The sequence below is a fragment of the Mycobacterium sp. NGS51 genome, from assembly GCF_059812525.1.
Genome location: NZ_JCALCV010000012.1, coordinates 1 through 11,599, shown reverse-complemented (window position 1 = coordinate 11,599; position 11,599 = coordinate 1). Strand labels below are relative to the sequence as shown.

General features: G+C 66.1%; 11 protein-coding genes. All 11 read right to left on the bottom strand.

The annotated features are described in order from the left end of the window. Positions 1-14: 14 nt before the first annotated feature. The 11 genes from xerD to AC5Y5W_RS15455 all read right to left on the bottom strand — a co-directional run bounded on the left by xerD (position 15) and on the right by AC5Y5W_RS15455 (position 11,314). Positions 15-941 carry a site-specific tyrosine recombinase XerD gene (xerD, locus tag AC5Y5W_RS15505; protein WP_500011215.1) on the bottom strand — a complete coding sequence of 309 codons (927 nt, stop codon included), beginning with the start codon at positions 939-941 and terminating at the stop codon, positions 15-17. A gap of 20 nt (positions 942-961) precedes the next feature. Beyond that, a complete protein-coding gene (locus AC5Y5W_RS15500; protein WP_500011018.1) occupies positions 962-1,585 on the bottom strand; it encodes an NUDIX domain-containing protein in 624 nt (207 codons plus the stop codon). Next, positions 1,578-3,335 (bottom strand): CTP synthase, encoded by a 1,758-nt coding sequence (gene pyrG / locus AC5Y5W_RS15495; protein WP_500011016.1) that lies wholly within the window; start codon positions 3,333-3,335, stop codon positions 1,578-1,580. Before pyrG ends, AC5Y5W_RS15500 begins: the two co-directional genes overlap by 8 nt. 194 nt (positions 3,336-3,529) lie before the next feature. Continuing rightward, entirely contained in the window at positions 3,530-4,471 is a 942-nt protein-coding gene (locus AC5Y5W_RS15490; RefSeq protein WP_500011014.1) for a copper transporter, read from the bottom strand. A gap of 4 nt (positions 4,472-4,475) precedes the next feature. Beyond that, the gene (gene steA / locus AC5Y5W_RS15485; RefSeq protein WP_500011012.1) at positions 4,476-5,660 is read right to left on the bottom strand and encodes a putative cytokinetic ring protein SteA; all 1,185 of its coding nucleotides are present in this window, start codon (positions 5,658-5,660) and stop codon (positions 4,476-4,478) included. A 103-nt stretch (positions 5,661-5,763) separates the two neighbouring features. Continuing rightward, entirely contained in the window at positions 5,764-7,539 is a 1,776-nt protein-coding gene (gene recN / locus AC5Y5W_RS15480; protein WP_499883808.1) for a DNA repair protein RecN, read from the bottom strand. A 2-nt stretch (positions 7,540-7,541) separates the two neighbouring features. After that, positions 7,542-8,465, bottom strand: a complete 924-nt coding sequence (locus tag AC5Y5W_RS15475; protein WP_499883807.1) for an NAD kinase — start codon at positions 8,463-8,465, stop codon at positions 7,542-7,544. Next, positions 8,462-9,271, bottom strand: coding sequence for a TlyA family RNA methyltransferase (locus AC5Y5W_RS15470; RefSeq protein WP_500011010.1), 810 nt, complete (start codon positions 9,269-9,271; stop codon positions 8,462-8,464). The genes AC5Y5W_RS15475 and AC5Y5W_RS15470 overlap by 4 nt, the downstream gene beginning before the upstream one ends. Before the next feature lie 7 nt (positions 9,272-9,278). Then, complete coding sequence (locus AC5Y5W_RS15465) at positions 9,279-9,455, bottom strand: hypothetical protein (protein ID WP_500011008.1); 177 nt, start codon at positions 9,453-9,455, stop codon at positions 9,279-9,281. A gap of 22 nt (positions 9,456-9,477) precedes the next feature. Next, positions 9,478-10,482, bottom strand: a complete 1,005-nt coding sequence (locus tag AC5Y5W_RS15460) for an HAD-IIA family hydrolase (protein WP_500011006.1) — start codon at positions 10,480-10,482, stop codon at positions 9,478-9,480. A 1-nt stretch (position 10,483) separates the two neighbouring features. Next, positions 10,484-11,314, bottom strand: a complete 831-nt coding sequence (locus AC5Y5W_RS15455) for a tetratricopeptide repeat protein (RefSeq protein WP_500011004.1) — start codon at positions 11,312-11,314, stop codon at positions 10,484-10,486. Between the last annotated feature and the right edge of the window lie 285 nt (positions 11,315-11,599).

Genomic DNA, 11,599 nt, shown 5'->3' with positions numbered 1-11,599 from the left:
TTCGGCGCAGAAAGTTAGTGCGCGCGGGGGTGGGCGCCGGCCCACACTTCGCGCAGCGCGTGCACGGTGACCAGCGTGTAGATCTGCGTCGTGGTCACCGAGGCGTGGCCCAACAACTCTTGCACCACCCGCACATCGGCGCCGCCGTCCAGCAGGTGCGTCGCAAACGAGTGCCGCAACGTGTGCGGTGACACCCCCGACGTGATCCCGGCCCGTTCGGCCGCGTCCTGAAGAACCTGCCAGGCGCTTTGGCGGGATAACCGGCCACCGCGCGCGTTGAGGAAAATCGCCGGTGTACCACGCCCACGGCGCGCCAGATCCGGTCGCCCCCGCACCAAATACGCGTCCAGCGCCTGCACCGCGGGCCGCCCCACCGGCACCAGCCGCTGCTTACCCCCTTTGCCGCGCAATAGCACCGAGCGGTCATGGACGTCGACGTCGTCGACGTCGAGTCCCACGGCTTCGGAAATTCGCGCTCCGGTCGAGTACAGCAATTCCAGCAGAGCCCGGTTGCGCAGAGCCAGCGGCCCATCCGACGGGCTGTCGCCGCCGGCACCGGCCAGCAGGGCCAGCACCTCGTCGAGAGTCAGGCTTTTGGGCAGCCGGCGTCCCGGGGTGGGCGGCTTGACGGCGCGTGACACGTCGAGTTCGGCCAATCCCTCGGCGGCGGCAAACCGATGCAAACCGCGCACCGCGACCAACGTCCGGGCCGCCGATACCGCCGACAGCGGCAACACCCCCGTCTCCGGGTTTCCGCGACGCAGTGCCACCAGGAACTCCGTGACATCGTTTTCGCTGACGCTGCCCAGATCGTCAATGCCGCGCAGCGCGAGGTACTCCGAGTAGCGGCGCAGGTCGCGGCGATACGAACTCAGCGTGTTGGCCGCCACGCCCCGCTCGATGGTCAGATGATCCAGATAGCCCTGCAACTGGGCCTGCAACGGTGGCGGCGCCAGCGTGGTCACCGGGTGGCCTGCCGTTTAGCGAACGCCGTCGGCTTGTCGATCCACGGCGCATCTACCGGCCGCGGTTGCGCAACACCCTGGCGTACTGCATGCGCCGCCAAAATACCCGCCACGGCAAGCGAATTCACGATCTCGCCCGCAAATACCCGGCTGACGGCATCACTGAGGGAATACCACTGCAAGGTCATGTCGGCTTCTTCGTCATGGGCGTCGGGTCGGTCCACCTGCGTCAACCCGGTCGCCAGGTAGACGCGCACCGATTCGTCGCTGAAGCCCGGGGTGGAATCCAGGTCCGCCAACACCTGCCAGCTCTCTGCTTGCAGCCCCGCCTCCTCCCGCAATTCTCGGGCGGCCGTGTGCTGCGGGGCCTCGCCGTTGACATCGAGCAGCCCAGCCGGCAGCTCCCACAGCCGTCGCCCGAACGCGTGCCGGTACTGATACACCATCGGGAGGTTGCCGTCGTCGTCCATCGCGACGATGGCAACCGCACCGTAGTGCTCGACGACTTCGCGGGCGGCGATTTTGCCGCCGGGCATCCGGACATGGTCGGTGCGGAGTGCGAAAATCTTTCCGGTATGCAGGGTTTCGGACGACGTGGTCTCGAAAACGTGCTCAGCCACGGGCGGCGGGCTCGGGCTCGGGTTGAGTGGCCGTGGAACTGTCGCGATGGTCATTGCCGTTCGCCCGATGCTCCGGAATCTCGACGGGTAGCCGTTCGGCGGCCTTGTAGTCGATGGCGGCGCCGACGAACGCGGCGAACAGCGGGTGCGGCCGGGTGGGCCGGCTCTTCAACTCGGGATGGGCTTGAGTGCCGACAACGAACGGGTGTATCTCGGGCGGGTATTCGACGAATTCCACCAGGTGCCCGTCGGGGGAAGTTCCGGAGAACCGCAGACCGCTCTTGGCGATCTGATCCCGGTAGGTGTTGTTGACCTCGTAGCGGTGCCGATGCCGCTCGGACACCTGCGTCGATTGGTAGGCCTGGGCGACAATGGAATTCGGTTCAAGTACCGCGGGGTAAGCCCCCAGCCGCATGGTGCCGCCCAGATCTGCTTCGCCGGCTACGATCTGCTCCTGGTCGGCCATGGTCGAGATGACTGGATCCGGGGTGTCCGGATCGAATTCGGCGGAGTCGGCTTGGGCCAGGCCCGCTGAGCGCGCAGCTTCGATCACGATGCACTGCAACCCAAGACACAGCCCTAACACTGGGAGACCCCTGGCCCGCGCATAGTGGATGGCACCGATCTTGCCTTCGATGCCACGGATACCGAATCCGCCCGGTATCAGCACACCGTCGACTTCGCTGAGCGCCGCTGCCGCACCGGTTGCGGTTTGGCAATCGTCGGATGCCACCCACCGCATCTCGACCTTGGCGTGATGCTTGAATCCACCGGCGCGCAGTGCCTCGGTGACCGACAGGTAGGCATCGGAGAGGTCGACGTACTTGCCGACCAACGCGATTCGTACCGTCTCCTGCGGTTCATGCACCCGGCGAAGCAGGTCGTCCCATTCCGTCCAGTCGACATCGCGGAACGGCAGGTTGAGCCGGCGGACGACGTACGCGTCGAGTTCCTCGCGATGCAGGACCTTCGGGATGTCGTAAATCGACGGCGCATCAGGAGTGGAGATGACGCCGTCGATGTCGACGTCGCACATCAGCGCGATCTTGTTCTTCAGCGATTCGGGAACGTCGCGATCGCAGCGCAGGATCAACGCGTCGGGCGTGATACCGATGCTGCGCAGCGCCGCGACCGAGTGCTGGGTCGGCTTGGTCTTCAATTCACCCGATGGCGCCAGGTAGGGCACCAGTGACACGTGCAGGAAGAAGACGTTCTCCCGACCGAGGTCGTGGCGTACCTGTCGAGCTGCCTCCAGAAAGGGTTGGCTCTCGATATCGCCTACCGTGCCACCGATTTCGGTGATCACCACATCTGGACGCTTACCGTCGGCGTCCGGCTCGGCCATTGCCAGGATGCGGCTCTTGATCTCGTCGGTGATGTGCGGAATCACCTGTACGGTGTCGCCCAGGTACTCGCCGCGGCGTTCTTTGGCGATCACTGTCGAATACACCTGGCCGGTCGTGACATTCGCCGAGCCGGACAGGTCTCGGTCCAGGAACCGCTCGTAGTGACCGACGTCGAGGTCGGTCTCGGCGCCGTCCTCGGTCACGAAGACCTCGCCGTGCTGGAACGGGTTCATGGTGCCCGGGTCGACGTTGAGATACGGGTCGAGCTTCTGCATTGTCACCTGCAACCCGCGCGCGGTCAGCAATTGCCCCAAGCTGCTGGCAGTCAAGCCCTTGCCGAGCGAAGAAGCGACGCCGCCGCTGACGAAGAGGTGCTTGGTGGCGGTTTGCGGATGCCTACGCAATAGAGCGACCTCCGTGAAGACGGCGCAGGGCCTTCCTTTTTAGGCTGGTTTCCAGCCTGCGTTGCGCCTGCCGACCCACGGAACCCCACCCTAACACCCACACCGTCGAGCGGTTGCTAACACGCCCGGCGAGAGGACTCGTCCGGCGACGATGCAGAGTGCGCGGCGCGATGAGGAGGAGCCGGACAATGAACCTACTGCACGACAGTCAGCGAGCTGGCGCCGTGACCGATGCCGTATTGACCAGTACGGCCGCCGCCCAGCAGGTCATGCAGACCCAGGATCGCGGTGATCCGGCCGGAGGCGGCGTCGACATCGTCGACGGTGCTGATCGCCGATGCCATGGCTGCATCGGCGCGTGCCACCGCCACGGCGGCCGTGCCCACCGAGCAGCCGTCGCGGCCGGCCAGCAGCACCCCCGAGCCGTGTGGTGCGAGCGCCGATGCGAACCGCGCCACGCTGGATCCCTGGTTGCCGGCGTCGTCGCCGAGGCCACCGCCAGAGACCACCAGCGCAGCATTGGCCGCACCGACATGCTGGTCGCCGTAGGCAATGAATCCGGTGTCGCGCAGCGCCGCCAGCACAGTGTCACGCTGGGCGTCGTCGACGGTCGGAACGGCCGGATCTCGGTTGATCAACAATGCGATCCCCAGCAGGTCGCCGGCCTGCGAGCCCTGGTCGACCAGTTTGGTGCTCAACTGCGCACCCGCCGGCACGATCGACGAGTTGACCACCGACCGCAATTTCTCCGCGGAATTGGCGTCGACGAACTCCTGGGTCAGCGACACCGTGCCGGTGAGCGCTCCGCCGGCCTGGCCGACCATTTTCGACACCGCATCGACGTCGTCGTCGGTTGCGTCCGGAGTGCGGAAGACGATGATCGACTTGCCGTCAAGGGCGTCGTGCACCATCCGCCCGGCCATTTGCGCATCGAAGTTATTTGCCGCACTGAGTTTTTCGTTGAGTGCGTTCTTCTGGTCGTTGAGCGCATTGATCTGCGAGTGTAGGTCCCGCTTTTCGTCACGTAGACCCGACAGCAACGTGTCGGACAGTAAGCCAGAACCCAGGACGACACCGACCGCAAGCGCCAGAAACACCGCAGCAAGCGAAATCGCGTGTTGGCGTAAGGAAATCACGGTTCTAGCTGATCCAGCTCTGCACCCACAGCGAGAAGCGGTTCCAGTAGTCCACGATCCACTGCATCACCAACGCGTCGGTGCGTGAGACCCACAGCACGATGATGACCGCGATCAGCATCGACAGGATTAAAAAGGCGATGGCCCCGGCCGAAACGCGGTTGCGGTACAAGGTGGAAACCGCCTTGGCATCGACCAGCTTCTCTCCCACCCGCAGCCGGGTCAGAAATGTCGACGGGTTGCTGTGTTGACGGGTGCGGTCGAAGAACGTTTCGATGTTGGCAGTATGCCCGGCGGTGACCAGCAGCGCGGCCCCATGATGGTCGGCCAGCAGCAGCGCCAGATCGGTGGACGAGCCGGCGGCTGGAAAGGTCATCGCACCGACACCGAGATCCTGGATCCGCTCCAGGCCGGGGGCATGGCCGTCGGCGTCGGCGGGCAATACCACCTGCGCACCGCACTTGAGCACCTCGGTGCTGAGTTCGCTGGGGTCACCGACGATGATCTGCGGGCGATATCCGCCTCTGCGCAGTACATCGGCGCCGGTGCCGACGCCGATCAAAACGGGTTGGTACTCCTTGATGAACGGCTTGAGGCGCTTGAGGTCATCCTCGGCGTGCACTTCGTCGGCGACCACCACCACATGGCGGCGGCGTAGGTCGACGTCGATGTCGGGAATACCGATCCCGTCGATCAGCAGCGGACTTTCACTTCGGATGAATTCAATCGTGTTGCCGGCGAACGCCTCCAGATGCGCGACCAGACCGCTCTTGGCCTCCTGCATCAAGTCGGCGATGTCGTGGTCGGTGCGCTCGGTGCCGAGGATGAGGCGGCGGTCACCCGAGTACACCCCGCCGTTGTGCAGCCGGACCTTGGCGCCGTCTTTGACCTTCTTGAAAACCTCTGGCCCGGTCTCGTCGATCAGTGTCACGCCGTTGGCCACCAACACCTCTGGCCCCAGATTGGGGTAGCGGCCGGAGACCGATGGGGAGGCGTTGACGACGGCGGCGATCTCAGCGTCGACCAGTGCGTCGGCGGTGATCCGGTCTAGATCCAGCACATCGAGGACGACGATGTCACCGGGGCACACTCGTCGCAGCAGCCGGTCGATGTCACGGTCGACCCGGGCAGTGCCGACGACGCCGGGCCGCGGCGACGCATTACGGGACAGAAGAGCAGTCATCCTCATGGGGGCGATTCTGTCGGTGAACTAGTGCTGCGACGAGGAGGCGCGCCGTAACAGCAGCATCAGAAGTTATATCTTTTCACACCTGTCACATACTGAGAAGCGGTCAGGATGTCGCGATCCGGTCACATTGAGCGGCCTCAAGTAATTCCCGAGCGTGTGCGCGGGCGGTGTCGGTCTCGCCGAGCCCTGCCAGCATCCGGGCCAGTTCACCGACGCGTTGGTCGTCGTCGAGGCGTCGCACGCCGCTGGCGCCCTTGCGTCCGGTGGGCTCCACCATCAGGTGCACATCGGCGTACGCCGCGACTTGCGGGAGATGTGTCACCACGATCACCTGATGACTGTCGGCCAACCGGGCCAGCCGCCGCCCGATTTGGACCGCCGCCCGGCCGCCCACCCCGGCGTCGACCTCGTCGAAGACCATCGTGGTGCCCGCAGACCGGTTCGATGACGTCGCCAGCACCACCTCCAAGGCGAGCATCACCCGCGACAGCTCACCGCCGGACGCACTTTTGGCCAGTGGCAGCACGACCATCCCGCGATGCGCGGCGAACCCGAACTCGACCTGGTCGACGCCGTCGCCGCCGGCATGCACCAGCGTTCCGGACGGCAACGTCAACGCAGCCGGGTCGCCGTCGCTCGCGGGCATCGGGGTCACGCTGATGGTGAATTCGGCGTCGGCCATCGCCAAACCGGACAGTTCGGCTGTGACCGCTTTGGCCAATCGCTTCGCGGCCTGGCTGCGCGTCTTGCTGACATCGACTGCGGCATCGCCCAATTGGGCTGCCAATTCGTCGACCCCGCGTTGCAGCCCGTCGAGCGCTTCCTCGGAGATATCCAAGTGCGCCAACCGGTCTCGCGATTCGCGGGCCCAGGCCAACACGCCGTCGATGTCAGCGGCGTATTTGCGGGTCAGCGTCCGCAGCTCGGCTTGCCGGGCCAGCTTGGTATCCAGCGCGCTGGCGTCTGCCGGCAGCTCGTTGAGGTAGTCACTGAGCTCCCGGGCAGCGTCGCCGATCACCGTCAATGCCTGTCCCAGTTGATCGGCCAGGCTGCGCAACGCGGTGTCGTCGGCGGCTTCCAGCGCGGTCTTCGCCCGGCCGAGGCAGTCGGCTGCTGAGATCGGCTGCAGCGCATCGACGTCGTCGGTTGCCCCGGCGAGCGCCGCGCGCGCGGCCGCGGCTGCCTCGCGCAGGGCGTCGAGTTCGGAGAGTCGGTTGATGTCGGCGACCAGTGCATCGTCCTCGCCCGGCGCCGGATCCACCGCGTCGATTTCCTGCAGCGCGAACTTGAGGCGATCGGCCTCCTGGGCCAATTCACGCGCTCTGTTGCGGCGGTCAGCCAGGTCGCGGCGGGCGGTCTGCCATGCGTCGCGCAGTTTGCGGTAACGCTCGAGGCGAGAGTCGACAGCTGCCGACCGGTCCAGCGCGGCCCGTTGCTCTTCGGGCCGCATCAACCGCAGCTGGTCGTTTTGCCCGTGCAGGGTGAGCAGCTCAGTGGTGAAACCACTCAGCGATTTGGCCGGTACGCTGCGACCGCCCAGATAGGCGCGCGACGGGCCGTCGCGGCTGACCGAGCGCAGTGCAATCACGCTGCCGTCTTCGTCACGGTCTGCGCCCGATGAGTCCAGGATGTCGTCGACGCGCGAGGCGACTGAATCCTCGAGATCTGTTGTGGTGAAACGACCTTCGACGACGGCCCGCTCTGCTCCCGAGCGTACCCGGTTGGCGTCGGCGCGGGCCCCACCCAGCAGGTGCAGTCCGGTGACCACCATGGTCTTTCCGGTCCCGGTTTCGCCGGTCAGCACCGTCAGGCCGCGGCCGAACTCGGCAACGGCAACGCTGATGGCGCCCAGCGAGTCGATCCGAATTTCCGCCAGCACCGCTACTGCCCGCGCCAGCCGGTGACCGGCAGCCGGAACTTGTGCACCAAGCGGTCGGTGAACGGTGCGCTGTCCAGCCGCGCCCATTTCACCGCGGTGTCGCAACGCGTCACCTCGAGGCGTCCGCCGGCCGGCACCAGCATCTCGCGGCGCCCGTCGCAGAACACCAGCGCGTTGTGCCCACCCGCCTCGATTTCGATCGCAACGGTGGCGTCCGGGCTGGTCACCATCGGCCGGGCGAATAGTGCGTGAGCATTGTTGGGCACCACCAGAATTGCCTCCAGGTCCGGCCACAAGACCGGGCCGCCGGCGGAGAACGCGTAGGCGGTGGATCCGGTCGGTGTCGACACCAACACACCGTCGCAGCCGAACGTCGACACCGGCCGGCCGTCGACTTCGACCATCACCCCGAGTACGCCCAGCCGCGGGCCCTTTTCCAGGCTGGCGTCGTTGAGCGCCCATCCGCGATCGATGACCCGGCCTTCGGCACGCACCGCGACATCCAACGTCAAGCGATGCTCCACCCGGTAGCTGCGAGCCACGACGTGGTCCAGCACGATATCGATGGCCTCGGCTTCGGCCTCGGCCAAAAATCCGATCCGGCCCAGGTTGACGCCTAGGACCGGGATGCTCGCGTTGCGTGCCAGTTCGGCGGCCCGCAAAAAGGTGCCGTCACCACCGAGCACCAGCACCAGTTCGCATCCGTCGGCGGCGTGCGGATCAGCGTCGACGACCTCGATGTCGACGCCCAATGCGCGCATATCATCGGGCGCCAGGTGCAGCGATCCCCGATCGACTGCCTCGGCCGATAGCACACGAAGTCCAATACCGTTGTCGCCCAGTACTTTTTCCACCCGACGAGCGGTCTCGGTGGCTTCTTCGCGTCCGGTGTGGACGACCAGCAGCACGGTGCGTTCCTGCATCATTGCGGCCCCTCGCTGACGGCGTCGTGCACCGCTTGCACCAGGTCATCACCCGACAGTGCCGGCCCGGTCGGGGTGCGCAGCCACAGGAAGTATTCGACATTGCCCGACGGGCCGGGCAGCGGGCTGGCGGTGACGCCGGCGGTATGCCATCCCAGCTCGGCGGCGTGACGAGCGACAGTGAGCACCGATCCCGCGCGCAGTTCCGGATCGTGCACCACTCCTCCGGGCCCCACCTGACCTTTGCCCACCTCGAACTGCGGCTTCACCATGGGAACGATATCGGCCTCTGGCAAAGCGCATCGCGCCAGTGCGGGCAACACCGTCGTCAACGAGATGAACGACAGGTCAGCCACAATCACGTCGACGGGACCACCGATCACGCCCGGTGACAGGTCCCGGACGTTGGTCCGCTCGACGACGACCACCCGCGGATCCGAGCGCAGCGACCAGGCCAACTGGCCATACCCGACATCAGCGGCGACCACCTCGCGGGCGCCCCGGTCCAGCAGGACTTCGGAGAACCCACCGGTGGACGCGCCGGCATCCAGGCAACGCCGACCCTCGACGCTGATCCCGAAAACGTCCAGGGCGCCGATGAGTTTGTGAGCGCCGCGCGACACCCAGGTGCGCCCACCATCACCGGTGACGGTCAGCGAGGCGGTAGCTGTGACCGCGGTGGCGGCTTTGACCGCCGGCATACCGTCGATGCTCACCTTGCCCGCGCCGATCAGCTCAGCTGCCTGTTGACGGGACCGCGCCAGTCCACGCCGAACCAGTTCGACATCAACACGGGCACGCCGTGGCACAGCGCACTCAACCCTTCTCCGCCGACTCCAGGGCACGCACCAACATGTCATGCGCCTCGGACAGACGGCGGGCGATCTCGTCGAGATCGGTCTCGGCGAGATCGTTTTCGCCGTCGCCAGGATCGGGCAGCTCGGCGAGCACAGCGTCGATCTGCGCGCGAATCTCTTCAGGTTCGGTATTCATTACGCTCCTTACGCTAGTCGATTTACACCAGGGAGCAGCGCTGCAGGGCATCGCGGGCGGTGTCGTCAGCGGCCTCGATCGTGAACGGCTGCCCGTCGAAGTGCGCCTTCCACACCGCGCAGGCGACCGCTCGAACAACCGACAACCCGTCGCCTGACCCCAGTTGCGCACCGCTGCTGACTGTTATCGATCCGTCGCCGGTATCGACCTGCCAATTCGATTGCGGCGCCACGGCCAGCAGGTCGGCGTCCTGATGCAGCGAACGGAGGTCATGCCCGATGTGGGTGGGCCGCTGTTCGGGTATCGCGTGGACGGCATCACGCGCGGAATTGGCGCCGGTGAGCACCATAATGCTGGGCAGCCCGGCTGCATTGGCCCCGGCGATATCGGTGTCCAGTCGGTCACCGACCACCAGCGGGGAACGAAAATCTCCGCGCGCCAGCGCATCCTTGATCAACGTGGGTGAGGGCTTGCCGGCGACTTGCGGTTCGGCATCGGTGGCGGTTTTCAACGCGGCCACCATGGATCCGTTGCCGGGCAGCATTCCGCGCTCGGACGGCAACGTGGGGTCGACGTTGGCGGCCACCCACAGCGCTCCGGCGCGGATTGCCAGTGCGGCCTCGGCGAGATCGGACCAGCTGGTTTCAGTCGAGTGGCCCTGCACCACCGCGTCGGGCTTGTCCTGCCACAGCCGTACCGGCCGTAATCCCACCGCCACGATCTCGTTGGCCAGCGACTCGGTGCCGACGATCAATACACGGGTGTCGGGGTCCAGTTGTTCGGCCAGCAGCCGGGCGGCGCTTTGCGCACTGGTGACGACGGCGTCGCCGGCGGCGTCGAGGCCCAGATCCCGTAGGTGTTCGGCCACTTCGTCAGCGCTGCGTGATGCGTTGTTGGTGACGAACAGCTTTCGGCCGGGCACCTTGTCCAGCGACGCGACCGCACCCTCGGTGAGCTGATGGCCACGAAACACCGTGCCATCCAGATCGAGAAGCAGGCAATCGTATTGCTGTGCAATCGTTCCCACGTCAGCCGAGCTCGCTCACTCTGTCTTCGGCGTCGGTGACGCCCTCGACATCCGCGGCCGCCGAGCGCAGAAACCACTGCAATGCCTCATCACTGCGTTCGAGGGCCAGCAGCGTTTCGGCGTAGGCGTAGAACAACCGCGCCGCGGTCGGTCCGGTGCGGGCCGGATCGAGCTGCGGGGTGGACAGCACCGTCAAGGCCTGTTCGAGCTGGCCGAGGTCCGCGCGGGCGCCGGCAGCGACGATGCGCAGCTCGTCGGCGTCATCGCCACTGAGCTGGGCCGCCTCGGGCCCCCGGGCCAACTCAACCGCACGCTCTGGCCGGCCGAGACCGCGCTCACAGTCGGCGATCAGCGGAAGCAGCGCAGACTTGCTGCCCATCCGGCGGGCTGCGCGCAATTCGGCCAGCGCCTGCGCCCAGTCGCCACAGTGATAGGCCGCAATTCCGACAGCCTCACGGACGGCGGCGATGCGCCCGGACCTGGCGCGGGCCGCACGGGCATGCTCAAGTGCCGCCTCGGGCTCCTCATCGAGCAACTCACCGGCCGCCACGAGGTGACGCGCGACGAAGTCTGCGGTATTGCGGTCCAACGTGGTGAGCTCGCGGCGGATCTCCGGCGAAAGCTGACGAGCCTCAATGTCGGCGGCCAGCGTTGGTCCACCTTGGCCGGGTGGTGCTTCGCTGTCTTTGTCGGGCTGGGCTCGACGAGCGCGTTGTGGCCCCGAACGCATCGGCGGCTGGGGACGCTTCACTTGCCGTTGCGGACCTCGTGGACCACTGCCGTTTCCGTCGCGGGACTGACGACGCTCACCACCCGCGCTGTTGCCGACCAACTGAAAACCCTTTCAATCTTTCGTCACGAAGCCTCGTGTCAGGATACGGGCCGTACCGGATAGAGCGCCGGTGGCGACCGATCCACCAAACGGCGTCCCAGCGGTGTACAGGCATGCTTGACGGCACCTACCATGGGACGCCCGACAAACCCCATTATGGCTACATTAACGGTGGTTGTTTTCTAGTTAATTCATTTCCCAACCCCTGAATGGTGGGAGTGCCGCGCGTTGGCGGCTATAGATATGCCCGTGCCCCCCAATCAAATTGGGGGGCACGGGGCTTAA